General features: G+C 64.2%; 22 protein-coding genes. 7 read left to right on the top strand and 15 right to left on the bottom strand.

Annotated features, from left to right (window positions below):
• Nucleotides 1-203 precede the first annotated feature (203 nt).
• The 5 genes from L981_RS08240 (at nucleotide 204) to L981_RS08220 (ending at nucleotide 4,467) form a co-directional block, all read left to right on the top strand.
• A complete protein-coding gene (locus L981_RS08240; RefSeq protein WP_052201662.1) occupies nucleotides 204-1,169 on the top strand; it encodes an ABC transporter permease in 966 nt (321 codons plus the stop codon).
• Nucleotides 1,166-2,017: an ABC transporter permease gene (locus tag L981_RS08235; RefSeq protein WP_043613751.1), complete on the top strand. Its 852-nt coding sequence runs from the start codon at nucleotides 1,166-1,168 to the stop codon at nucleotides 2,015-2,017. Before L981_RS08240 ends, L981_RS08235 begins: the two co-directional genes overlap by 4 nt.
• On the top strand, nucleotides 2,014-2,826 hold the full coding sequence (locus L981_RS08230; protein WP_043613749.1) for an ABC transporter ATP-binding protein: 813 nt from the start codon (nucleotides 2,014-2,016) through the stop codon (nucleotides 2,824-2,826). Before L981_RS08235 ends, L981_RS08230 begins: the two co-directional genes overlap by 4 nt.
• Complete coding sequence (locus L981_RS08225; RefSeq protein WP_043613747.1) at nucleotides 2,820-3,566, top strand: ABC transporter ATP-binding protein; 747 nt, start codon at nucleotides 2,820-2,822, stop codon at nucleotides 3,564-3,566. The genes L981_RS08230 and L981_RS08225 overlap by 7 nt, the downstream gene beginning before the upstream one ends.
• A 193-nt stretch (nucleotides 3,567-3,759) precedes the next feature.
• Nucleotides 3,760-4,467 (top strand): OmpW family protein, encoded by a 708-nt coding sequence (locus tag L981_RS08220; protein ID WP_043613895.1) that lies wholly within the window; start codon nucleotides 3,760-3,762, stop codon nucleotides 4,465-4,467.
• Between the two features lie 46 nt (nucleotides 4,468-4,513).
• On the opposite strand, the gene L981_RS08215 is transcribed toward L981_RS08220, so the two are convergent.
• From L981_RS08215 to L981_RS08165, 11 genes are all read right to left on the bottom strand, one after another.
• Nucleotides 4,514-4,933 (bottom strand): CBS domain-containing protein, encoded by a 420-nt coding sequence (locus tag L981_RS08215; protein ID WP_043613745.1) that lies wholly within the window; start codon nucleotides 4,931-4,933, stop codon nucleotides 4,514-4,516.
• Nucleotides 4,934-5,015: 82 nt separating this feature from the next.
• Nucleotides 5,016-7,184 (bottom strand): hypothetical protein, encoded by a 2,169-nt coding sequence (locus L981_RS08210; protein ID WP_043613743.1) that lies wholly within the window; start codon nucleotides 7,182-7,184, stop codon nucleotides 5,016-5,018.
• On the bottom strand, nucleotides 7,181-8,179 hold the full coding sequence (locus L981_RS08205) for a glycosyltransferase (RefSeq protein ID WP_043613741.1): 999 nt from the start codon (nucleotides 8,177-8,179) through the stop codon (nucleotides 7,181-7,183). Before L981_RS08205 ends, L981_RS08210 begins: the two co-directional genes overlap by 4 nt.
• A gap of 77 nt (nucleotides 8,180-8,256) precedes the next feature.
• Nucleotides 8,257-8,619, bottom strand: coding sequence for a VanZ family protein (locus tag L981_RS08200; RefSeq protein WP_043613739.1), 363 nt, complete (start codon nucleotides 8,617-8,619; stop codon nucleotides 8,257-8,259).
• Between the two features lie 173 nt (nucleotides 8,620-8,792).
• The gene (locus tag L981_RS08195) at nucleotides 8,793-9,893 is read right to left on the bottom strand and encodes a glycosyltransferase family 4 protein (protein ID WP_043613892.1); all 1,101 of its coding nucleotides are present in this window, start codon (nucleotides 9,891-9,893) and stop codon (nucleotides 8,793-8,795) included.
• Between the two features lie 344 nt (nucleotides 9,894-10,237).
• Complete coding sequence (locus tag L981_RS08190) at nucleotides 10,238-11,482, bottom strand: glycosyltransferase family 4 protein (RefSeq protein WP_043613737.1); 1,245 nt, start codon at nucleotides 11,480-11,482, stop codon at nucleotides 10,238-10,240.
• An 8-nt stretch (nucleotides 11,483-11,490) separates the two neighbouring features.
• A complete protein-coding gene (locus tag L981_RS08185) occupies nucleotides 11,491-12,261 on the bottom strand; it encodes a polysaccharide deacetylase family protein (protein ID WP_043613735.1) in 771 nt (256 codons plus the stop codon).
• Nucleotides 12,254-13,585 carry an O-antigen ligase gene (locus L981_RS08180; RefSeq protein ID WP_043613734.1) on the bottom strand — a complete coding sequence of 444 codons (1,332 nt, stop codon included), beginning with the start codon at nucleotides 13,583-13,585 and terminating at the stop codon, nucleotides 12,254-12,256. The genes L981_RS08185 and L981_RS08180 overlap by 8 nt, the downstream gene beginning before the upstream one ends.
• 13 nt (nucleotides 13,586-13,598) lie before the next feature.
• Nucleotides 13,599-15,239 (bottom strand): GumC family protein, encoded by a 1,641-nt coding sequence (locus L981_RS08175; protein ID WP_043613732.1) that lies wholly within the window; start codon nucleotides 15,237-15,239, stop codon nucleotides 13,599-13,601.
• 127 nt (nucleotides 15,240-15,366) lie between these two features.
• A complete protein-coding gene (locus L981_RS08170; RefSeq protein WP_245281608.1) occupies nucleotides 15,367-16,464 on the bottom strand; it encodes a GNAT family N-acetyltransferase in 1,098 nt (365 codons plus the stop codon).
• 40 nt (nucleotides 16,465-16,504) lie between these two features.
• Nucleotides 16,505-17,824, bottom strand: coding sequence for a lipopolysaccharide biosynthesis protein (locus L981_RS08165; RefSeq protein ID WP_043613728.1), 1,320 nt, complete (start codon nucleotides 17,822-17,824; stop codon nucleotides 16,505-16,507).
• A gap of 283 nt (nucleotides 17,825-18,107) precedes the next feature.
• On the opposite strand from L981_RS08165, the gene L981_RS08160 reads away from it, so the two are divergent.
• Together L981_RS08160 and L981_RS08155 are read left to right on the top strand one after the other, a co-directional pair.
• Nucleotides 18,108-18,770: a HemK/PrmC family methyltransferase gene (locus L981_RS08160; protein WP_082005943.1), complete on the top strand. Its 663-nt coding sequence runs from the start codon at nucleotides 18,108-18,110 to the stop codon at nucleotides 18,768-18,770.
• A complete protein-coding gene (locus L981_RS08155; RefSeq protein WP_043613725.1) occupies nucleotides 18,767-19,879 on the top strand; it encodes a hypothetical protein in 1,113 nt (370 codons plus the stop codon). The genes L981_RS08160 and L981_RS08155 overlap by 4 nt, the downstream gene beginning before the upstream one ends.
• 25 nt (nucleotides 19,880-19,904) lie before the next feature.
• Here the strand turns inward: L981_RS08155 and nadE are convergent, their stop codons facing one another.
• The 4 genes from nadE to asnB are packed head-to-tail and all read right to left on the bottom strand — an operon-like array spanning nucleotide 19,905 to nucleotide 24,710.
• Nucleotides 19,905-20,915, bottom strand: coding sequence for an NAD(+) synthase (nadE, locus tag L981_RS08150; RefSeq protein ID WP_043613723.1), 1,011 nt, complete (start codon nucleotides 20,913-20,915; stop codon nucleotides 19,905-19,907).
• The gene (locus tag L981_RS08145) at nucleotides 20,912-22,462 is read right to left on the bottom strand and encodes a class I adenylate-forming enzyme family protein (RefSeq protein ID WP_043613721.1); all 1,551 of its coding nucleotides are present in this window, start codon (nucleotides 22,460-22,462) and stop codon (nucleotides 20,912-20,914) included. The genes nadE and L981_RS08145 overlap by 4 nt, the downstream gene beginning before the upstream one ends.
• A 20-nt stretch (nucleotides 22,463-22,482) precedes the next feature.
• Nucleotides 22,483-22,749, bottom strand: a complete 267-nt coding sequence (locus L981_RS08140; RefSeq protein WP_034799210.1) for an acyl carrier protein — start codon at nucleotides 22,747-22,749, stop codon at nucleotides 22,483-22,485.
• A gap of 23 nt (nucleotides 22,750-22,772) precedes the next feature.
• The gene (gene asnB, locus L981_RS08135; RefSeq protein WP_043613719.1) at nucleotides 22,773-24,710 is read right to left on the bottom strand and encodes an asparagine synthase (glutamine-hydrolyzing); all 1,938 of its coding nucleotides are present in this window, start codon (nucleotides 24,708-24,710) and stop codon (nucleotides 22,773-22,775) included.
• Nucleotides 24,711-24,842 lie beyond the last annotated feature (132 nt).

Below are 24,842 nucleotides of genomic sequence, written 5' to 3'. Positions count from 1 at the left end.
CGCCATCCATGGCGACAGGAGCCCCTGGACCCGATCCGGGGGCTCTTGCCGTTTTCGCACTCGCGCCAGCCCTTTCGGGACCGTTCATCCCGTTCGATGTAAGTTGTTCTAAACTGTCGCCCTTGCTCTAGCCTCCCCCTCTGTTTTGATGCAAAAGCCAGCTCTCTGATCACGGGACCCTGTGAGAAGAAAGGAATGCAGCCATTCTCACCTATCTCGTCCGCCGCTTTGCCATCCTCCTCCTGTCGCTGTTGATTGCGGCGGTGGTGCTGTTCGTGCTTCTGCGCCTGCTGCCCGGTGACCCCGCCAATGCGCTTCTCTCCGTCGGCGCCGATGCTGCGCAGATCGAGAAGGCCCGCGAGCAGGTCGGTTCGAACCTGCCGCTCTGGCAGCAGTTCCTGCGTTTTGCCGGAAGCCTTGCAAGCTTCGATCTCGGCACCTCCTTCGTCAGCGGCAAGCCGGTGATCGAGGAAATCGCCGCGCGGTTGACCGTGACCGTACCGCTGGCGCTGATGGGCTTCGTGCTTGCCATCCTGATCGCCGTTCCACTCGGCATCCTCTCGGCCGTCAAAGCTGATCGCTGGTATGGCGGACTGATCTCGACTATTTCACAGCTCGGCATCGCCATCCCCGTCTTCTGGGTCGGCATTCTGCTGGTCACGCTGTTCGCCGTCACCTTCCGGCTGTTTCCTTCGGGCGGCTTTCCCCGCCGCGGCTGGCAGAACGAGGGACAAGTGCTCTATGCGCTTGCATTGCCCGTCATGACGATCGGCCTCGTCATGGGCGCGTCCCTGCTGCGCTACGTCCGCTCGGCGACCCAGGATGTCCTCGGCAGCGACTATCTGCGCACCGCACGTGCCCTCGGCGCCAGCTTCCCCGAGGCACTTATTCGTCACGGCATCCGCAACGGCGCCGTGCCGATCGTCTCCATCCTCGGCATCGAGCTTGCAACGACCTTGCTCGGCGCGGTCGTCGTCGAGCGCGTCTTTGCCCTGCCGGGCCTTGGCTCGATGCTGCTGCTTGCGATCGAGCAGCGTGACTATCCGAACGTTCAGGGCGTGCTGTTCATCTCCACCCTGCTGGTGCTGCTCATCGGTTTTGCCGCTGATCTCACCCAAAGGCTGATCGATCCGCGTCTGCGCGAACGCGCCGTCGGAGGCAACGCATGAGCCCCGTCGACACAGCCGTTTCCGCGCCGAAGCGCCGGCGCTCGCTGGCGCTTACCGTCGGCCTTGCCCTCGTCGGCCTCAACGTCGCCGTCGCGGTACTGACGCTTTTCTGGACGCCCTATGATGCGCTGAACGCCTCGGGTGGACGACTGGAAGCGCCGTCACTTTTGCACTGGCTCGGCACCGACCGCCTGGGCCGCGACCTGCTTACCCAGTTGATGATCGGCGCCCGTACCGCTCTGCTGGTCGGCACCGGTGCAGTTGCGATCGGGGCTGCGATCGGCGTCAGCCTCGGCGTTGTCGCCGCCTTCGCCACGCGCCTGGCCGACGACGTGATGGCTGCGACGCTCGATATCCTGATCGCATTCCCCACCCTGCTGCTTGCCATGCTGGTGGTGGCGGCAAGCGACAGTGCCAGCCTCTGGTCGGCGATCCTGGCACTCGGGCTTGCCATCTCGGCGATTGTTGCGCGGCTGACCCGCATCCTCGCCAAGCGCGTGCTTAGGCAGGACTACATCGTCGCCTCGCGCACATCGGGAACCTCCTGGGCCGGCGTCGTCTTCCGCCACGTGCTGCCCAATATCTGGCCGACACTGTCGGTCAATTTTGCCCTGCAATTCGGCCTCGCCGTCATTGCCGAAGCGTCGCTCTCCTATCTCGGCCTTGGCGCGCCACCACCGAATGCCTCGTGGGGGCGGCTGCTGCAGGAAGCACAGGGGACCGTCTATACGGCGCCGATCGGCGCGATCGCACCAGGCATCGCCCTCGTTGCGCTCGTCATCGGCATGAATCTTCTGGCCGACGGCCTGCGCGATATCGCCGATCCGACGCGGGGGAGATCGCGATGACAGCGCTGCTCGACATCCAGGGTCTCGACATCCGCGCCGGCGACAAGCCTCTGGTGTCCGGCCTCTCTTTCGCCATTCGCCCCGGTGAACGCATCGGCCTGATCGGCGAATCCGGTTCCGGCAAGTCGATGACGGCGATGGCCGCGACCGGCCTGCTGCCGCCGTCGATCACTGTCACCGGTTCGATCACGCTTGACGGGCAACAGGTTGTCGGCGCCACCGACCGGGTGATGAACCGGCTGCGCGGCGTCGCCGCAGCGGTCGTCTTCCAGGAGCCGTTGACCGCGCTCGACCCCCTGATGAAGATCGGCCGGCAGATCGCCGAACCGGTTCGCCGACGTCTGGAACGGGACGGCGGCAAGGCAACGAAGGAAGCGGTTCAACGCGAAGTCCGCGACCTGATCGCCAAGGTGGCATTGCCTCAGCCGGACCGCATCATCAATTCCTACCCGCACGAAGTGTCCGGTGGCCAGCGCCAGCGCGTGGCCATCGCCATGGCGCTCGCCTGCCGCCCGAAGCTGCTGATTGCCGACGAGCCGACGACGGCGCTCGACGTCACGACGCAGGCCGAGATCCTGAAACTGCTTGACCGGCTGGTGCGCGAGACCGGCATGGCGCTTCTGTTCATCAGCCACGACCTGCCGGTCGTATCCCAGGTGGTCGAGCGCGTCATCGTGCTGAAAAACGGCATCGCTGTCGAAGAGGGCCTGGTCGGCTTGGTCTTCGGCACACCGCAGCACGACTATACCAAGACCCTGGTCGAGGCCGCCCGCCTGTTCGACGAAGCGCTCGGAGCAACCGGATCATGATGCTCGATCTTCAAAACGTCAGCTTCGGCTACTCCCGCCAGCAGACCACCCTCGACAACGTCTCGCTCTCGGTGCGACCGGGGGTGAGCGTCGGTCTGGTCGGCGAATCCGGATCGGGCAAGACGACGCTGCTGCGACTGATGCTCGGGCTCATTCGCCCGACGAGCGGCACCATTCGTTTCGGCGAGGAAATCCTCGATACCGGTAGCAGCGCCTTCATGCAGCGCTACCGCCGCGCCGTGCAGCCAGTTTTCCAGGATCCCTATTCCTCTCTCGACCCGCGCCAGCGGGTGATCGACATCATCGGTGAGCCACTGCGGTCGCTGCGGATCCCGGGCGACCGGACGCAGGCGGTCATCGATGCGCTCGAAGCGGTCGGGCTTCCTGCCGATGCACTCCGCCGCTACCCGCATGAGTTTTCCGGCGGCCAGCGCCAGCGCATCGCTATTGCCCGCGCCATCGTCGCCCGCCCGCAGATCGTCCTTGCCGACGAGGCGGTCAGCGCGCTCGACCTTTCCACCCGCATCCGCATCGTCGAGCTGTTCAAGACGCTCGCCGAGAAACTGACACTGGTTTTCGTCTCGCACGATCTCGGGGTCGTCGCTGCCCTCTGCGAGGAAATGGTCATCCTGGAGCGTGGCAAGGTGGTCGAAAGCGGCAAGACCCGCGACATTTTGGCCGCCCCGCAACATCCCTATACGCAGCGTCTGCTTGCCAGCATTCCGCGCATGCCCGTCTGACAAGGGATTGGCGCGGATATCGCGTCTTTGGCCGAATCCACCTTTATCCCCAAGGGCTTGATGATTCGCGCCTGCATTGATCCAGGACAACCGCTGAGAGGCCCTGTTGAGCATAGTGCCGTCGGCCGCAGAATCCCTGCCGCCGAACGCCCTGACCGGCGATGTTCAACTTCTTCTGGGGGTCCGGAAAATCATGCCTACTCGCGCCATTCTGCCATCTGCCGTCCTTTTCGCCGCGCTTACGGCACCGCTCGCGCTCGCGACGGCGGCAGATCTCTCCGAGCCGGGCGCGGTCGCGGCACCGGAAATGCCACTGGCAAGCGAGCCCGGCCCGTGGATGATCCGTGGCCGCGCGCTCGCTGTCCTGCCTGACGACAAGGGCACGCTCTATCTCAACGGCAGTGCACTCGACGGCGAAAAGGTCGGCGTCAGCAACTCCGTCGTGCCGGAACTCGACATCACCTACTTCTTCACCGACAATATCGCCGCCGAACTGATCCTCGGCACGACGCCGCACACGGCGCGCGGCAGCGGCTCGATCGCCGGCCTCGGCGAGATCGGCAAGGCCTGGCTGCTGCCGCCGACGCTCACACTGCAGTATCACTTCAACGTCACCGACGAGATCAAGCCCTATGTCGGCGCCGGCGTGAACTACACAATGTTCTACAACGAGAAGCCCCGCGGCGACTTCTCCAGCTTCAATCTGAAAAACACCTTCGGCGTGGCACTGCAGGCGGGCGTCGATATCAAGCTCGACGACCACTGGGGCCTGAACTTCGACGTGAAGAAGTTGTTCCTCGAGCCTGAGGTCAACGCCACCCTGCCAGGCGCCGGTGCCGTCAGCGGCAAGGTCAAGCTTGATCCGTGGCTGATCGGCACCGGTATCAGCTACCGGTTCTGACAGAACCGAACGAAACGGCTCGCGGCGCCCTCTTAGAGGCGCCGCGTCAGACGTGATGGGCCGTGACGGCCTTGGCGAGTTCGCCCGACAATTGCTGGCTGCCGGCATGGGAGACGTCTCCCAACGACAGCATACCGACCATGCGCTTGTCCTGGTCGATCACCGGTAGACGCCGCACCTGCTTCGCCTCCATCAGATGGACGGCATGTTCGATCGTCTCGTCCGTGCGGCAATAGACGATATCCCTCGTCATCACGTCCCGCGCCGTCATCGACGCTGGGTCCCGCCCGTTGGCAAAGGCGCGCAGCGCAATGTCGCGGTCCGTGACCATGCCGATCAGGCGGTCGTTTTCGCCGACCGGCAACGCGCCGATGTCCTCGTCGCGCATGATACGCGCGATCGTCTTCAGATCGGTTTCGGGAGAGATCCAGCGAGCGCCGGGATGCATGGCTTCCGATATTCTCATCTCATCCTCCTGTGCGTGAAAGCGGCGGAGCATAGGCTGACATCGTGGCCATTCATTGATCCAGCGAAACGCTGCACCACCCCTACCGCAGTTCGAGGAGGAAATAGGTGGTCGGCCCGGAGGGCCCGTTGTTGGAGAGCCGGAAGGCGACGTCGCCTGTGCCTTGCGCTGCCGGCGCATGCACCTTGCCGTCGAGGCCCACCGGCGAAACGCTCCAGTTCCCCGCCGTTCGCGCCAGCCTCAGATCGACATAGCCTTCCCGCAGCCGAACCGGCAGCCGGCCAAAATCCTCGATCACCTTCTCCTCGGTGTCGCGAAACGCCATGCCGGTGTTCTGCGCATCGGTCGCAAAGATCAGCAGCAGGCGCCGGCTGCCGGCGAGCCCTGCATTCGCATCGAGCGCCGAGATCGCAACAAGCCCGTTGCCATCGGCCCGCTCGACCCGGAGCAGGCCGAGATCGATCGGCTCCCGCAGCGTCGAGAAGGCGGCGGCCTCGGTCCTGTCGGTGACGACGCGCAATTGTCCGGCAAAGCGGTTCAACAGGATCTCTCCGGTGCTACTCTGGTAAATGCCGGTATCGATGCTGGTGCCGTTATCATCAGAAAGCGCGCCGTCTTGGCGCAGGCCGTCGAGTATCCCTTCGCTGTCCTGCTGGCGCGGTTGCTTCACCACGGGCACATCGCCGAGCCGGGCCGCCTCTTCAAGACCGATCCGTCCGACCAGCGCGAGGTCCGTCAGGCGCTCCGGTTCGCGCGCCTGCATGTCGTCGGAAAGATCCTCTTCTCCGCGCACCGCAAACGGGACGGTAACGGCTGAGGTCGCCACGTCGCCACGGCGGTAGAGAAGCGCCGACAGCGTCTCGCCGGCGCGTGCGACGGGATCGAGCGCAATGGCGTACGGCAGCATTGCCTTCTTGTGCGGGAACGGCTCGCCATAGGAAAGAACGATAGGCCCATGGCCGTGACGGCAGAGCGCATCCCAGCCTTGCAGCGCCGCATAGGCCGGCATCGCCAGCCCGGCCTCGTAGCGGTAGCGGTTCCAGAAGAGGTGATCGTATTCGCTGACGAGGAACGGTCGGTCGAGCCAGCGCGTTGCCGCGATCATGCGGATGTAATTCACCCCGTCGGCGATCGAACTGACCTGCGTCGTCTTGCTGCCGGGCGCATAGCCGCTGACCCAGTCGTGATAGGTGTTCATGGTCACGGCTTCGAGGCCGCGCCGACTGAGCGACGCCTGAACCGTCGGCCAGTTGTTGTAGTTGCTGATCAGGCCGCGGTAGCCGAACCCGCGCAGCACCTCGCTCATGCGCGCGGTCGTCGCCTCTTCCGTCTCGGTGAAGAACGCCTGCAGATCGCGCAGCCGCGGGCCGGGAACGTAGCGGTCCGACGGCAGCGCCACGGAGCTCGCTTCGATCGTCTCGCCCGAACTCAGGTCAGGCCACACCTTGGCAAGCGCCGCGGTCGATCCGTAGCGTTTGGCGAGCCATGCGTTGAACGGTTTGGCAAGCTGGGGATCATAGGGCGGCTTGCCCGGCCGATCATGCACGACGGTGTCGAACTCCATGCCGTTCTCGTTGGCGAGAATGACGACCGCGAGCGCATTGTCGCGGATCGGCGCCACGCCCGTATAGGGGTTTACGCGCCCGAGGATCGTCTCCTGCATGCGCTTCCAGTGGTCGAACGCCCGCTCGTCGACAAACAGCTCGAGCTTGAGGTTGCCGCCATCGTCCCAGCGATCGTCAAAGCCGCCGTAAACGCCGCGCAGGGACGACAGGCCGTCCATCATCCAGTAGATGCCGTTACGCTTCAGCGCCGCCAGCAGATAGTGGATCCGGTCGAGCGTCTCGGGGTCGAAATCGAAGTCGCGGTCGCGGCCGAACATCAGGCTGCCGTCGACGAAATGCAGCCGGGCGAGATTGTAGCCGCGCATCGCCAGTTGCCGGGCGTAACGATCGGCGGTTTCGTGATCGGGAAACCCGCCGGAGGCCGGGCTCCAGGCAAGCGATGCGCAGAGCATGCGCTCCGGCTTGTCTGGCGACTTCGCGAAGGCAAGCCGTCCGCCGGCACCGGCGACCAGGCGGTGATCCGCATCGATCGTGCCGTTCGGCAGGAAAGAGGAAAAATCGAGAGGGCTGCCAGCCTCGAACTCAAGCGAGATTTCCCGCACCGGAAGCCACTGGTCTGATGCCTGCACCGGCGCGCAGACGGCAGCCAGCGCCACGGCTGCCGCCAGCAGCGGCTGCCACCTCATGCCGGGGCTCCGAGCAGCTTGCTTTCGATCGGCGCGTCAGGCTTTCGCCGTGCCCGGAAGAAGCCGACCGGCAGCGCCGCCGCATGGAAGAACCAGGCGACGACCGTGTAGAGCCCCATGCTGAACCCGCCCTTGCGCAGGCTCATCAGCCCGACGACGCCGGCAAGGATCGCAAGAACGATACCGAGCGCAACGAGCTTGTCGGGCACGAACAGCAGGATCGCCAGCGACGCTGCCCACCAGAGATAGACCTGCGCCCAAAGCTTGAGCTCCGGCAGCTCCCGGACGAGCTGGAAGAAATAGGGCTGGCCGAGCGAGGCGCGCAGCAACTCCCCGATGCCAAACAGGTACTTGCTCTTCCAGCGGCGCACGAGCAGGCGGTAGGAATTGTCCGTGTGGCCGAAATGCTGGACGAAGCGTCGGTCGAGGCGATGCAGCTTGAAGCCGGCGCTTCTGAGCCGGATGCCGAGGTCAAACTCCTCATAGCCGTGCAGGTTGCGATCGGAGAGATAGCCGACCGCCTCTATCGCCGCCCGGCGATAGAGGCCGCCGCCGTTCATGCGGTCGATCGCGCCGATCCGGTTTTCCGGGGAATTACGGGTGACCCGCCGGGAAAATTCGAGGTTGGAGGTCAGCATCTCCTGCACGTGGCCGGTAACACCAGCCACGGCGGGATCGTCGGCGAGGAACGCTTCCGCCGCCTCGAGGAAGTCGTCGTCCAGCAACATGTCGCCGTCGAGCAGGCAAATATGCGCGTGCCGCGAATATTGGAAGCCGAGTTGCGGGCCGATGCCGCAGCTCGGAAGCGCCGGCGGGCTGATCTGGGCGATGACAACAGGATAGCGCGAGGCGATCTCCACCGTCCGGTCCCTGGAGCCGCTGTCAGCAACGATGACCTCGCCGCCAACGGTTTCGAGCGCCTTCAACGCGCTCTCGATGGTCGCGGCGATGCGCTTTTCTTCGTTCAGCGTCTTGATGATGACGGATACTGCCACGCGATCCCCCAGTCTCGACGGAGCGCAGGCCTGCTCCGGTTGCCGCCGATCTTACCGACGATATTTTGCGTTTTGGTTTACCGCCCCAGCAGCCGCAGCAGCGACAAACGAAAGCGATGAAGGAACCAGCCGCCGAAGACGCCGCAGGCACCGCCAAGCAGCTTGACTGCCACATCCGTCGCGCGCGCGTGGCGATCGGCCGAAACCATCTGCAACAGCTCGAAGCCGATCGCCGTCGCAAAAACCAGAGCGAGCACGAGCCCTAGTCGCCTCGGATAGGCGATCGCAAACAAGAGACCCAGCAGGCCGAAGGCTCCGAAGCGTTCGAGATGGACCATGTGCCCGATGCGGGGCCTGAGATCGAGCGGCGACATCGTAGAATAGGCGATCACGGCAAACAGGATCCATGCGAAAAGGCTGGCGGCGCGTTTGATAGTCATTGTCGGCTTATCTTCCAGGCGGCGTGCGAGGCACGGCAATCATCGAACGATCGGCGATGGCGCCTGCGCGTTCATCGCGTTGCGGGGGCGCGGTCGCATTCTTGAGGAGAGCGGTGCGCGGTGAACGCACGAGGCAGACTCCGGCCGGCGACACGGCGGACGCGAACGCCCGGCTACTTCGCCAGCAACGCGCTATACACCGCCGCGGTCCTTTGCGCCACATTTGTCCAGCTATAGGCGGCTTCCGCGTGCGCCGCACGCTCGCGCACCTCCTCGTCGCTGAGCGGGGCTCCGAGCTTGTCCACGATGCCGGACGCCAGCGCATCGATGTCTCCCAACGGGAAATACTCGTCGGGTGCCAGTTCCAGTTCCTGATTGGCGACGATATCGCTTGCCAGGACCGGCAGCCCGTAGGCCATCGCCTCGAGCAGCGCAATCGGCATGCCCTCGTGGCTGGACGGCAGCACGAAGAGGGCGGCATTGTCGAAGAGTTCCGCCAGCCTGTCGCCCGTCTGAAAGCCGGTGAGCACGACGCCCGGCACGTCGCGCGCAAGCGCCCTCACCTCCTTGGCATAGGGCGTCTCGAACTCAGCGCCGCCGGCAAGAACGAGCTTGGTGTCGCTGAGGCCGCACTTGGCAAAAGCACGGATGAGATCGAGTTGCCGCTTTTCCGGAACCAGCCGTGCGGCGAGCAGGATATAGCGGCGCCGCTCCAGGCCGAACTCCGCGAGAATACCGGCCTCTCCCGTCGGCGGGGTTACCTGGACGCCGTTCGGCACCAGCGTCATCGCGACATGGTGCCGCGCGTGCATCGTCTCGGCGATGTCCTTCGAGATCGCCACGCGACCGTTCGAGAACCGCATGCCGAGGCGCTCGCCGAGCTTCAGCGTGCGCCTGGCGAACCCGCCCCATTTCTGCCGGTCATAATCGTAGCCATGATGGGTCACCACGACCTTCAGACCGAGCATGCGCGCAAGCGGCGTCATCAGCGCCGGGCCTATGGCATGAATGTGCAGCACATCCGGTCGCCGCCAGGCGGCGAGCCAGACCCCGAGGAAGGTATGGACGATCGCTTCCAGCGCCATACGGCGCGGCGCCCAGAGAGGAACGACGTCCACCCCATTCCAGGCGTAAGCCTTGCGATCCTCCAGATAGCCGCGGCGTCCGACCACCTCGACATCCCAGCCGTATCCGAGCAACTTGCTCGCCAGCATTTCGACGTGTTTCTCGACGCCACCCTGAACGTTGGGGATGCCGCGCAGGCCCAGCATCATCACGCGCTTGCGCTCACCGCGTGCGGCCAGCGCGCCGCTCTGAGCGGGGTGGCCGTGCTTTCGGCCAGCGCGTGCGGCGCTAGGCAGGGGCAGCGGGCCGGCTCCGTCCGACAGTCCGGTCTGTACCATCTCCTGCGCAATCACCGGCTGTTGCTGGCGATGACTTCGCGAAACATCAGACTTTCTGCTCATGTGTCGCCTCGAAGGTTGCCCGTTCCGTTTACTAGGGCGATATACTTAATCACCGCCAAGATATTTCATTTACCCCTTATATAAATGACCGAAAACCATAGCGCGAGCCCAGGTTACTACAAATTGTATCGTAACGTTAATGGCGGACGCGATCAGGCCGCGCCCAGCCTGGAATAGAGGTCGATCGTCCTTTGCCGATAGGCGGCGGCGGAGAACTCGTTTGCGATCCAGCGTCGGCCCGAAGCCCCCATCGCAGCGCGTTCGGCAGCCGGCAGACCAGCCATCGTCGAGAGCACGCGGGCGAGATCGTCGGCGTCCCCGGAAATCGCGGTCATGCCGGTCTCGCCCTCGCGGATCATTTCAGGAATGCCGCCGATCGAGGCCCCGATCACCGGCCGCCCCAACGCATAGGCCTCAAGCACGCTGATCGGCGCGTTCTCATACCATTCGGAAGGCAGAACCAGCGCCAGCGACTGCCCGATCAGGCGGTGCAAGGCCTCGCCGGAGAGATAGCCGGCAAAGGTTACGTCGGCGCCGGTTTGCGCAACCAGTTGCCGCAGCATCGCTTCCTCGGGCCCGGTTCCGGCGATCACCAGCCGTTGGCCCGATGCGGCCGCCGCGCGGATCAGCGTCGCCAGCCCCTTCTCCGGCGCCAGGCGCCCGGCAAAGACGAAATAGTCGCCCTCGACCCAGTCGGCCGAATAGTCGTCGACATCGACGAAGTTCGGGATATGGACCATCTGTTCGCGCGGCCAGCCCCATTCGACCAGCTTCTCGACGTAGAATTTGCTTGGTACGACGATGCGGTCCACTTTGTTGCGGTAGAGACCGAGCCCGCGGTGAACGACGGTTTCGGCGAGCACGACGGCGCTCAGCGTCGTCTCCCCCTTGATGCAGCGATGACGCAAGACGTTGTAGATATGGCCGCCGCGACAGTCCTCGCAGACGGCACCGTCACGCAGCATCTTGTAGGAGGGACAGGCGAGCTTCAGATCGTGAGCGGTCATGACGACCGGGATGCCGGCCGCCTTCAGCGTCGAGAAGATCGCCGGCGAAAGATGATGGTAGACGTTGTGTGCGTGGGCGACGGAGGGGCGGGCGCGCTCGATCAGCCGGCTGACGTTCTTCTGCGCTTCACGCGAGTAGATGACGCTTGCCGCCTGAACGACCTTGCGCAGGAGGTTGGTGCGCCGGCCATACTCGATCTCGGAGACGAAATAGTCGGACCATGGCGAGGCTTCGTTATCCTCGTGTTGCATGGCGAAAGGCACCACGTCCCAGCCGATGTCCAAAAACATCTTCATATGGTCGAAAAACACCGCTTCCGCGCCGCCGCGGCGGTAGAAGTAGTTGTTGATGGCAAGCAGCCTGTTGCCGCCGTTCCCCTGCCCCGACATGCGCCCTCCTACCAGCCGAGCCTGTCGAGCGCCTGCTCGACCGGCAACACGACACAGCCCTTCTCAACCGCGTAGCGAACCAGGGTTTCGAAAGTCTCGGGCGTGCAGCCGTAGGGCGTCGGACGCGCGGCGATGTCGTGGGTGAAAAACACGAGCCAGCCCGGTCGATCGACGACATCGTCGATCCAGCCCGTGAGCGCCTGGGCGTCCGCCTCCGGCTGCCGGATCTCGACGGCCTTCAGCATCAGCGGATCGACGGCCGTGCGGTTGATGCTCTCGCCGGCCGCACGGCAGGTGCGGTAGCGGCGCCCCAGTTCCCGCCGCGCCAGCGGCCAGGCGGCATTGTAGGGAAAGGCGAAGTTGGTTGCAGCCGCATTGACGCCGCTCTGGCTGAGATAGGCGGCATTCCGGTCGAGATCCCGGGCGAGCCCACCTCCGCCCAGACGCCTGATCTTGCTGTGGGAATAAGTGTGGCAGCCGACCTCGTGACCTCGACGAGCGAGCTCGGCGCAGCCCTCCGGCGAGATCAGGGTGCGATCCGTCTCGACCCGCCCCCCAAGCCCTCCGGCGATATAAAACGTTCCGCGCACACCATGACGTTCGAGGATCGCGGCGCCGTTGTGCAGTGCTGTGTCCGGCACGTCGTCGAAGGTGAAGGATACGAGCGGCGCATCGGTTATGACGTCACGCGGTTTCGACGCGAGACGCCAGATCAGCCGGTTGGCGACGCGGTCGACAAGGCCGTCCACCCTCGACAGAGCCTGTGAAAAACTAGGCATGCGCCACCATCCTTTGTGCAAGCGGGCGTGGTTCGGTTGCAAGCGCTGCCGAGGACTGCAGGCGCAAACCGCAAATCGCGAAGAGCAAGGTAAACCACAGCACGTTCGGACCATCGAAGAAGAAGGCCTCGAGGCTGGCGCTGTAGATCGAATAGAGCCAGATCCGCAGGAACAGTCGCGTGAGATCGCTGTGCTGCCGGGCCGGCGGAATGCGCGAGATGTGATAGAGCGGGAGCACCACCAGCCAAAGCAGCGTGAGGATCAATCCGGGTATGCCGATCACCAGAAGCGTCTCGAGATAGGAATTGTGCGCATGGGCGGCGCGAACCGCCCAGGTCTCGATGCCGCCGCCGCTGAAGACCACTTCCTCGGTCTGCCAGAAAGCCTTGAAGCCGCGGCCGATAAACGGCTGTTCGGCGATCACCGAAAAGGCGAAGCGCCAGACGTCAGCGCGGTTCGTGAAGGTCGCGTCGATGCCGAGCGACGTGACGAATTCTCCAAGCGGACGGAAGACGGCCGACCCGACGGCGAAAAGGTTGAACAGGGCCACGCCGCCGATTGCAATCGGGATGCGCAGCAGGCGTACGCGTTCGAACAGCCATGCCAGAAGCAGGATGCCCGGCAGCATCGCCGTCGAGGTCTTCCCTCCCGTGTGGATGAGGAAGAAGAAGGCGAGGCCAACGATGGTCACGCCGACTAGCTTCGACCACCGATGCAGGACGTAAAGGCCGAGAAACGAGGCCAGCACCATGGCGACGGCCGCTTCGTTCTTGTGACGAAAATGGCCGCGCCACAGCCCTGCATGCATCGGCTCCAACACTTCGTCGGCCTGGTGAATGGACAGAAGCGGCTTGAACAGAACGCCGTAATAGGCAACCGCGAGCATGACGAGCGTCGAGATCGCCAGCATCTTGGCGAAGTGCCGCTCGTTGGCCGGCAGAAGCAGATAGACGTTGGCGTTGACCGCGACCATCGTCGTCAGGATGATCGCCTTGATGCCGTTGGCCGGATGAGCGGAAACCAGGCAAGCAAAGAGCACCCACAAAAGCAGGACCGCAAGCAGCACCCGCGGCTGCATCAGCCCGCGCCGCATCGGATGCAGCACACCGTAACAAGAGGCGCCGGCAAACAGCAGCAGTGCCACGATCTGGTTCAGCCGGCTGGAATTGTCACCGCCCGGCTCCAGCAGGCTTTCCTTGGTCAGGTCGACGAAGGAATGAAAGGGAATCCAGTAGTAGATGGAAATCGCCAGAAACAGGAAGGTCCCGACGCGGACCCTCAAGGTTTCTGCAGAATTGGCCGGATTGCCGCTGAGATCGGGCACGATGGCCGCCCTCTCACGGCGCCAGGGGCTGCGGACGACGGATGTATCTCCACAGACCGAGGGCAAGCGCAAGCGATATGCCGAGAACGATCCCGAGGAAACCGCCGCCGGCGAGCAGAACCACGGTGCGCGGCGGCCAGCTGCGTGCATTCGGCGGCAAGGCGCGCGAGATCACGCGAACATTGGTCGTGTCGATCTGCTGGCGTTCAGTGATCTGCTGGGCACGCGCCAGGTGGGTCTCATAGATGGCGGCCTTGGCACGGGCGTCCCTTTCGAGATCGCGCAGCTGTACCTGGGCTTCGTTGTCGGAAAATACGTTCGACTTCTCGTCGCTCGCCTTGGCGCGCAAGGCCGAAAAGGCCTGCTGCTCCCGGTCCATGTCCGCCTTGGCGCGATCGAGGATGCGGCGCGCCTCGTCGGCCATGGCCGATTCCAGGTTCGCGCGCTCCGAGCGCGCGTTGACGAGGCGCGGATGGCGCTCGCCATAGGTGCGCTGCATCGAGGCGATCTGCTGCTGCAGCACGTTGTACTGTTCGCGCAGGTTCGTCATGTTGACGGATTCGAACTCGGAAGCGCTTGCGGTCCGCCCTTGCGCGATCGCGTCGTTCATCTGCCGGTAGCGGGTATCGGCCTGGATGAAGCGCTGCTGGGCGTCGAGGACCTGGGTGTTGAGTTCGTTCGAAAGCTGATTGCTCACGAGCTGGCCGTCATTGGTCGACTGCAGCCCGTTCTTGCGGCGGAAATCCTCGACCGCCCGTTCGGATTCGGTGACGTTGTGGCGAAGCTCGTCGAGCCGGGCGTTGAGGCTTTGTGCGACGCGACCGGCACTCTCTGCGGCGGACTGAAACAGCTCCTGCTCGAAGGCCGCGACGATCGCGTCCGACAGCGTCACCGCTTTCGCAGGCTCTTCGCTCCAGACCTTCATCACCACCACGAAGGACCGCTCTTCGCGCCGGGCTTCCACCCGCTCCGACAAGGCGCGCATGGCGGCAAGCTCGTTTCCGGCCTGCTGCTCCGCCTTCGTCGAGAAGAGGTTCTTCAACGAGCTGAAGGCCGAGGGCTTCACGAATTCCGGATCCTCGGTGAGGCGCAATTGGGTGATAACCCGCGACAGCACGTTGCGCGACGTCAGGATGCGCAGCTTGCTTTCCACTTCCAGCAATTGCGCGTCGCGCTGCGGGTTGCTGGTGAAGACGTCATCGCTGACGACATTGAGGTTGGACGGATCGACGACGATATCGGTGTAGACCGTATAGCGCGGCGTCGCCGTCATCGCATAGGCGAGCGCACCGCCCACACACAGGACGAGCGCCAGCACGATCCAGATGAGCCCGTCGCGCAACCAGCCGATGATATCGTCGATGCCGATCCTGTTAAGGTCGCTCAACCCGGGAAAGTAGCTATCACGAGGCGCGTTAGCCGTACTGGACACGGGACGCGCCACGTCAGTGGGGTGGGGCGTGGCGTTCGGAATATCTCTGGATTGGCGCTGGATTTCGGCGGGCCGGTCTGTTGCCGACCTGTCGGCGGCAGTCTCCGCTTCGTGAAGGTCTGACGAGAGCAGATCGAGCAACGAGCCTCTTTCGACCGGTGCACGCTGCTCGCGTGCCGGTTGGCTGGCCCCCTGTTTTCCGGCCTCGTCCGGCCTATACATAAGCATCCCTCACGCACGCCCATCAAGACGCGAAGATCGTGACCCCGCGAGCCGCCTTCTAGCGCAGAATTAAGGTTGTACGGTGAATATTCCGTTAAACGGCAGGATTGTCGCTTAACCCATGGCTTCAGAAGTCGGTCAACAACCGGCTCCAGCTCTCCGATGCCAGGCCGCCGACATAGATATCGTTGCGCTGGGCCGCGTCTTTCAGATCGGCATGCCGCGTCACCATGCAGAAATAGCCGCGATGGTGGAAAGACAGCCATCTCTGGCGCGAGATCGCATTCATGAGGAACGGCTGCGAACTGCCGACGGCGAGCGCATAGCCTTCGGCGTCAAGCGCATGGAACATCTGTGCGGTGACGTCGAACTCGCGACCGGCCTCGCAGACGACGTTGAGCACCGTCGCCCGCTCGCCGGCCTTGCCGAAGTAGAGATAGGCGCCGATGACGCGCCCGCTCTCGTCTCGAACCTCGCGGCAGAGAAGATTGCCGAGCGGCGTGTTCAGTCGCGCGACCATCACCAGCCAGTCGAATTCGCTGCGCGACCAGACCGGCCGGACGGAAAAGCGCTGCAGCATCGGTTCTGCGAGATCGACGAAGGCGGCGGGGTCGATGGCGTGCGTCGTGCAGCCGGCCACCGGATCGGGTTTCGTACGCGGGCGGCGGCGGCGCAACAGCCGGTCGGCAAGCGCGAGCGGCTTGGAAAGGATCGGGGATCGGAGCGCGCGCACTTGCCGACCAACCGTCAACCCCCAGGCTTTGAACGGCCGGAAGGAGCGACGCCAGTCGAGGCTCTGGATCGGCAGCACGACGCCTCCGCCGGCAACCCAGTGATCGGCGCTGACCGGAGACGAGTTGTCGGAAAAGCACATGTCCTGGCGTGTCGCCCGCATGGCGCGCGCCAGGCAGGCGGCGCCGACTGCACCGGCCTTGCCTTCGGACATGAAGGCGCAGAGAAGCTTCGCCACCGTCCGGCGGCCGTTGACCGTGAACTCCATGGGAAGCGCCAGGATGGCGCTGCCGATGCTGCCGGAGCCGTCGTCGTAGACGATGCTGCCGTGTTCCGGCGCGTATAGCGGGCTGCCGAAGAAGATGGTCTCGACATAGTTCTGCAGTTCCAGGCTTGCGCCCTGCTCCCGCTTGCGAAAGATCCGGGTGAACATGCTGCTGACGGCCGGGATATCCCGGGGTTCCATGGCACGCACATTGCCCATGCGGGGCATTTCCCGTCCGAGCGACCGTGCGGCCTGGATTTTTCCCAGTTCAGCCTCCATGCGCCACCCCTGTCGACAGGGAAGCTGCACCGGCCTGCTCCCGATCGCGCCGCACGAAACGCAGGAAGACCGCCCATGAGACGATCACCATCGCGATCTCGATCACGTAGAAGGAAATGAACGTGCCTGTCGGCGGTGCGTACCAGGTCGCCCAAGCGGTGAGTGCCGCCCCGAGCACGCTGCCAAGCCCCATAACCGACGCGCGCGCCGGATGGTGGCCGGACGCGCCAAGCGCCTCCATCGCCACCGACCACATGGCAAGCGGCACGACCACCCAGCACAGGATGCGAACGAAGGAAACGAGAGAGACGTAGTCCTTGCCGAAGAGATAGGGAAGCACCGGCGCCAGCACGAAGACGGCGACGGCTGCGGCAATGCTGATCGAGGTGGCCGCAAACAGCACCTTGCGCACGCGCTCGAAGGCATGATGCAGGCCGGCTGCAGTCGCCTTTGCCGAACCGGGATAGATCAACCGGTTCAAGGCCTCGACCGACAGGTAGCTGCTCTCCAGCATGCGCCGCGCGACGCTGTAGCTGGACATGACCTCGGCACTCGCGACCAGGCTCAGGACCAGAAGATCGGCGTTCTGCCGGACGGCGCGCAGGATGAACGGGATACTGAAATAGAGCCCGAGCGGCAGCTCTTCCCGCACGATCCCGTAGGTCGGGCGTCCCAGTCCCTTGACCGCCCGCCAGCAGCCAAGGGCCACGATCACATGGCACACGAACTGCCACACGGCCCAGGAGGCAACCGACGCCACTCCGAAGGCGATGCAGGCGAGCGCTGCAGCTATGGTGCGCGCCAGGGCGAAGCCGACGACCACCTTGTTGGCCGAGGCAAAATTCGAATGCGCGAGAAAGATCTGCTCCGCCAGCACGATGACGCGCACGAAGATGATGTTGGTCACGAGCATCAAGGTGATCACCGTGACATTGGTCACGGGATCGGGCGAAAGCGTAAAGAAGAACGGCAACACCGCCGCGCCAAGCAGCACCAGCAGCACGCCGCTGATCGCAGTCAGGATGATGTTGTGGCCGAGCATCTGTGGGTACATGCTGCGGTCGCGCGCGACGCGGCGCACCAGGCACTCCATCGCGCCGAGACCGCACAGGTGAACTGCGATGTTGGCAACGGCCGTGATTGCGACGAAGACGCTGAACTCATGCACGCCGAGAAAACGCGCGAGGATCGCAAAGGTCAGGAGTTGCGCAGCCGAGCCAATGACAAGGCTGCCGCCGGATGCAGCATAGGATATGATCATCGAGAGGAACGGTTTGTGCGCGCGTTCCTTCACACCTTCCGAAGCCATTCCGATCTGCCCTTGATCTCAACCGCTCATTGTTACGCTCAAAAAGCGTTCAATGACAGCGAGCACCCGCCTCTGATCACGCGCACGGTAACAGGCAGAAATGATTGCGCGGTTAACGTGCTCGCAGCAATTGTATTTCAGCTTCCGTTTACTCAATTACACTAGGCTGCGGTCCGCACGTCTACAGAGTTTTCCAGCGACATGAGGAGTGGCCGTGGCGCACGACGACATCAATCCGACCGACCGACCGACCGAAGACCGGGCCGCGACACTGCACCGGTTCATGGGTGTCGAACTGGAACTTGCGCCCGACGTCCTGGTTCCGCGGGAAGAAACGGAGCTTCTTGGAAGAAAGGCCGTTTCGATCCTTGAAGGCGGCCCTTCGGACGTCACCATCATCGACATGTGCTGCGGTTCCGGCAACCTCGCCCTTGGCATCGCCAGCGAGATCCCCTCGGCGCGTGTCTGGGGCGCGGATCTGACGGACAGCACCGTCGCGCTTGCCCGCCGCAACGTCGATCGGCTCGACCTCGGCTCGCGCGTCTCCATCCGGCAGGGCGATCTTTTCGCGGCGCTTGAAAGCGACGATCTGCAAGGCAAGATTGACGTCGTGGTCTGCAATCCGCCCTATATCTCGACCGGCCGGCTGGAGGGCGACCGCGCGCACCTGCTCGAGAGCGAGCCGCGCGAAGCCTTCGACGGCGGCCCCTACGGCATTTCCATCCATCAGCGCCTGATCCGCGACGCGCTTGCCTTCCTGAAGCCGGGAGGCTGGTTGTTGTTCGAGTTCGGCGAGGGCCAGGAGCGGCAGGCAGCCGCCCTTCTCTCACGGGCGAAAGCCTATGCACCGGTCACCTTCGCGACCGACCGCGACGGCAAACCGCGTGTCGCCATCGTCCAGAAAATCGCCGACCCGGCGGCGGGCGCCGGAGAGCTCGCCCGATGAGCGAAATCCGTTCGCTAGAATACGCGGACGTTCCAGCGGTCGCCGGAATGTTCCAGCGGGTGTTCCGCGAGGAGCGGACCACTTCGTCAGCCCTTGCCGACTATATGCGGCAGCTCTATCTCGACGGACCGAACTCCGATGCGGAAATCAGACCGCTGGTGCATGTGAACGACGAAGGCCGGATCACCGGTTTCGTCGGCGTCAACGCGCTGCCGATGACGCTGAACGGCCGGCCTCTGCGCGCCGCGATCTGCGGATCGCTGATGGCGGAAGACCGTGAAAGCGATCCCTTGGCCGGAGCGCGCCTCATGAAGGCGTTCCTCGCCGGTCCGCAGGATCTATCGTTCAGCGAGACGGCAAGCGAAGTCTCGGTGCAGATGTGGACGCGGCTTCGCGGCGTGGTTCTGCCGCAGTACAGCCTTGACTGGGTGCGCGTCATCCGTCCGGCGACGTTCAGCCTCAGCGTCGCCTCGAACCGTATCAAGCCCGCCCGGCTCGCCGCACCCTTCGCGCGTGCCCTCGACAATTTCTATCGCAAGCGCATGGGCCAGGGCGAGCAGCGCTGGTCCGCCCTGCCCGAAGCGGGAGCGGCACCGGCCGGCTTCACCGCGACCGAGACGGACCGCAGCGGCTTTGCCGCCGTCGTCGACCAGTTCACCGCGCAATTTCCGCTTCGCCCGGAATGGAGCGATGGCCAGCTCGACCACATCCTTGCCGATGCTGAAAAGAAACCGGAGCAGGGCGAGCTCGTCTACGCGCTGGTAACGGCCCGCACGGGCACCGTCGTCGGAGCCTTCGGCTACTACGCCAAGGCCGGTGAAATCGGTCGGGTGCTGCAGATCCTGGCGCGGCCCGGGCAGGCCGGGCCGGTCATCGACTGCCTGGTCGACGCAGCGTCGAGACGGGGCCTTGCGGGCTTGCGCGGACGCACGCAGCCGGCGCTGATGGAAGCCATGCTCGGCCGACGCATCGCCTTCGTGCACGTCGCCTCGACCGTCGTGCATTCGCGCGACCAGGAGATTGTCGAAGCCTGCCGCGACGGACAGGGCTTCTTCAACGGTATTTCCGGCGAATATTGGAGCCGGTTGATCGGCGGCAGCTTCTCTTGAGCATGACCAGCGGTCCGGCCAGTCCTCAATAGCCGGCGATCTCCTCCACGGGCTGCACCAGTTGCGGCCCGAGATGCAGGTAGCGCGTCGCCTTGCGCTTGGCCGCGATATCCGCCCAGACCCGTTCGACCTGCACAATGGTCAGGCCGGCCGCTTTGGCGACGGCGTCAATCTCGATCCCGTGGTTGAGGCCGTATAGGCAGAGGTCCATGCGATCGTAAGGCAGGGAGAAATAAAACTCCTCCTGCGTCTGCTCCAGCGAATAGGTGTCGGTCGTCGGCGGGCGACGGCAAACTTCGGCGGGAACGCCGAGATGGGCGGCAAGCGCATAGACCTGCGACTTGTAGAGATGGGCGATCGGCTTGACGTCGGCGGCGCCATCGCCGTTCTTGACGAAGAAGCCCTGGTCGTATTCCAGCCGGTTCGGCGTGCCGAGCACGGCGAAGTTCAGCCGGTCGGCATGGTAGTACTCGACCTGCTTGCGGGTACGCTGCTTCATGTTGGTGGCCGCAACGACACCGAGATAGACCGACGGCGGCATGCGGTGTTTCGATTGCACGCCTTCAGGGCTCTGAACCACCAGCGAGGAGATGTTGTAGCCTTCGCCCTCGAGTGCATTGGCGATGACGACCTTCGAGGCCCATCCGTCGCCATAGTTTGGAACCAGTTCCCGAATGAAGGCGTCGCGGCGCTCGTAGCAGCCCATGGCCTTGAGCGTCGGCCCGATGTCCTCGACGATCGCCTCGACGCCGAAGGTTTCAGCCACCAGCCGGCCGAAGCGCAGGCTTTCCGGATCGGAATCGTTTTCCGGCATGAACAGGCAGAAGACGTTCTTGGCGCCGACCGCGCGCACCGCAAGCGCCACGGAGACGCTCGAGTCGATGCCGCCGGAGAGCCCGAGCACCAGACCGCGCTTCTTCATGGAGCGCAACTGCCCGCGCAAGCCGGAAACGATGCGGCCGGTCTCGGCCGCATGGTCGATCGTCAGGGTTTCGGCCGAAAACAGGCCCGTGCCCCCGGTTGTTCTGATGTTCATTGTGCAGGCTCCATCGTCTCGGCGGCAAGTCGGCGGCTGACCTTGCCGGTATCCGTCTTCGGCAGTTCGGTGCGGAATTCGATGATCTTCGGCACCATGAAATCCTCGAGGTGGCGGGTGCAGTGGCGAATGATGTCCTTGTCGGTCAAGTCAGGATCCGTACGCACCACAAGGGCGGCGATCGCGTGGCCGAGCACCGGATCGGCCACACCGACCACGACGGCCTCGGCGATGCCGGGATGGGCATGGAGCACGGTCTCGACTTCCTTGGGCGCCACCTTCTCGCCACGGGTCTTGATGATGTCGTCCTTGCGGCCGACGAAATAGAGAAAGCCCTCTTCGTCCGTCTGGAAGAGGTCGCCCGTATAGAGCACCTTTTCCCACGGGTTCGGTCCGGGCCGCAGCATGCGCTCGGTCGCCGCGTCGTTGCGCCAGTAGCCCTGCATCACATGCGGCCCGCGGATAACGAGTTCGCCGGGAACGCCCGGCGGCACACGGCTGCCCTCGTCGTCGACGACGAAGGCTTCCGTATTCGGGATGGCGATGCCGACGGAGCCCGGCCGGCGATCCAGCTCCTCCGGCGGCAGGTAGGTGCAGCGCTTGCACTCGGTCAGCCCGTACATCGAATAGAGCCGCGCGCCCGGGAAAAGCTCGCGCAGGCGGGCGATGTGCGGCGGCGGCAGCGCCGCGGCGGTGTTGGAGAGATAACGCAGGCTCGGCAGGAACCCGGGCTCCAGATCGCGCATCTGCAGGATCATCGCCGCCATCGTCGGCACCAGCGGGAAGCCGGTAACGCCCTCCTCGCGGATACGCTCGAAGATCGCATGCGGGAATGCAAAGGACTTTTCGAGCACCAGCGTCGCGCCGAGCCTGATCGCCATCAGCAACTGGTAGAGACCATAGTCGAAGGCGAGCGGCAGCACGTTGAGGATGATGTCGTCGTGCTCGTTGCGCAGGTAGGTGGTGATCGATTCCGACGCCGCGTCGATATTTCGATGGGTCATCATCACGCCCTTCGGGCGCCCGGTCGAACCCGACGTGTAGATCAGCATCGCCAGATCGACGTCGATGCCGCCATGCGGCACCGGCGTCGCCGCCGCCGACAGGCAGCCCTCGAAGGGCACCGCGCCGGCGGGCGACTGGCCACTCGGCGCCGCGGTCGATGCAACGAAGATGTCGACCTTGCCGCTGCTTTGCGCCCGGGCTTCCGCCACCACCGACATCAGCTTGGCCTGCGTCAGGATCGCGGCCGGCTCGCAGTCGTCGATAATGTAGGCGAGCTTGTCCGCCTTGGTCGAGGCGTTGATCGGGCTGAAGGTCGCACCCGCCTTCAGGATCGCAAAGATCGAGAGGGCCGCCTCCCAGCAATTGTCCATGAACACGAGGACGCGGTCGTTGCGCTTGACGCCTGCGTTAGCCAGTGCGGCCGCCAGCCGGCCCGACAGCTCGTCGAACTCGCCGTAGCTGAGCCGCTTGCGATCGGTGACCAGCGCCGTCTTGGCCGCATGCCGTGCCGTATTGCCGATGAGAAATTGCTCGAACCGCATGGAACGCCCTCGGGTCTTGGTTAGGCCGTGGCCGGCACTCCGGCCTTTGCCTCGATGAAGGCCGAGATGCGGGCGAGCGAGTCGAGGTTCGCAGGCACGATGTCGGCGTCGGCCATGGCAATGCCGAACTGGTCTTCGATGAAGGCGACGAGTTCGAGAACGCCGGTCGAGTCGATGATATCGTTCTCGATCAGCGAAGCGCCGTCGGCGAGATCGTAGGAGGTATCGCCAAACAGGAAGTTCTCGATGACAAAGGCCCTGACCTTGTCCTTGATGGTTTCCGTCATTTCATGTCCTTTCCCAATGGGTTTCAGGCCGCCTGAGCGGCGCGGATGCTGGTGCCGGTAAAGGTCTGCAGCCAGAGCTGCGTCGACAGGATGCCGACGAAAGCGGCGTTGTCCCTGAAGCCGGTGGTCGGTTGCGACTGGCATTTCTCGTAGAGCTTGCTCACGGCCTTGGCATTGAACAGACCGTTGTCGCCGATGCGCGTCTCGCTCATGGCATCGCGAACGTAATCCAGTTCGCCGGCGCCGGTGAACGAATGGCTGTCGGGCGCGCGATAGGGCTGCTTGGTGCGCTGACCGATCGTCGGCGGAAGCAGATCCTTCGTCGCTTCGCGCAGGATGTGTTTTTCCACCAGGCCCTTCAGCTTCATCTCGGGCGGCAGACGCGTCGCGAACTCGACGAGCCGGTGGTCCAGGAACGGGAAGCGCCCCTCGATCCCGTGCGCCATCGCCATGCGGTCGCCCTGGCTGGAGAGAATGTAGCCGGGCAGAAGGAAACGGCTTTCGAGATACTGCGCCTGGTGCAGCGGATGCCAGCGACCGAAGGCGGCAGGAAGCCGGCTCGCCAGATCTTCGGCGGCGTCGTAGCCCTTCAGCGTGGCGCGCAGATCGGGAGAAAAGAAGATCTTGGTGGCGGCCGTGCTCTTGAACCGCGGCCGATGCGAGAACAATGGGTCGTCGAGCGGCACGTCGCCGGCGCCGAAGAAGGCAGCGAGATACTCCGCCGATTGCTGCTGCAGGCCGGGCAGGTATGGGTAGAGCTTCCGGAACAAATGCGGGCGGATCTTCGAACCGGGCTGGCGGCCGCAGAAGCGACGCACCCGCGCCTCCTTGAAGATATCGTAGCCGGCAAAAACCTCGTCGGCGCCCTCGCCCGTCAGCACGACCTTCAGCCCTTGCTCGCGCACGAGGCCCGAGAGCTGGTAAAGCGGAGCCGGTGCCGTGCGGATGATTGGACGTTCGGCGAAACGGACGACCTGCGGGAACACTTTCGCAATGTCGCCGGCGCGACAGGCGACCGCGCTATGATGCGTGCCGAGAGCCTTCGCCATTTCCATCTGGAAGGCGCTCTCGTCGTGCTCGACGCTATCGAAGGTTACGGAAAACGTGCGCAGACCCTGCGGCGCCATTCCCGCCGCAAGTGCCGAGACAATGGAGCTGTCGAGCCCGCCCGAAAGATAGGAGCCGACGGTCACGTCGGCCCGCATGCGGATCCGGGTCGCATCGGTAAGAAGGGCGCGCAATTCCTCAGCCGCGCTGCGCTCATCCGTAAACAATGGCGGCGCGTCGTGATCCGGATAGTCGAGTTGCCAGTAGGGGCGGATCGACGTCCTGCCCTTCTCGACGATCATCAGGTGAGCCGGCTCAAGCTCGTGAATGCCGCGAAAACCGGTCCGCGGCGCGATCGGTGCCCAAAGGGTAAAGATCTGATCGAGCGCAACCGGATCGAGTTCGGCGGGTATGCCGGGAACCTGAAGCAGCGCCTTGATTTCGGAGGCGAAATAGAATGTCCCGCCATGGGTCGTATAAAACAGCGGGCGCACGCCCATGCGGTCGCGCGCCAGCATCATGCGCTGGCGGCGTCGATCCCAGATCGCGAAAGAGAAATCGCCATTGAGGACGGACAGGCAGTCCTCGCCCATCTCGGCGTAGAGGTGCAAGATGACCTCGGTGTCGCTTCCGGTGCGGAACCGCCGCCCCTTGGCGCGCAGTTCCTCGCGCAATTCGACGTAGTTGAAGATCTCGCCATTGAAGGCAATCGAAAGGTCGCCGGCTTCGTCGGACATCGGCTGCTGGCCGTCGCCGAGACCGACGATCGAGAGCCGCACATGGGCGAGCCCGGCCTCCGGCGCGGCAAGAATACCGCTTTCATCCGGGCCGCGATGCGCGATCGCAGAGGCCATCCTTTTGAGAAGGATTTCCGCATCCGGGACCGACCCGAAATAGCCACCGTAACCGCACATGCCGAGATACTTTCACACCGTTCGATCACTGCCGGACCATAAACCGCATGACGGAATCATGGGTTAATCTCCGGCATTTTCTAGTTGTATGGTAAATACCGCCGTTCAGGCGCCGCCTTGAGGATGCGCGCC

The sequence above is a fragment of the Ensifer sp. ZNC0028 genome (assembly GCF_000799055.1).
Classification (GTDB): domain Bacteria; phylum Pseudomonadota; class Alphaproteobacteria; order Rhizobiales; family Rhizobiaceae; genus Ensifer.
This window is presented reverse-complemented; position numbering and strand designations above follow the sequence as displayed.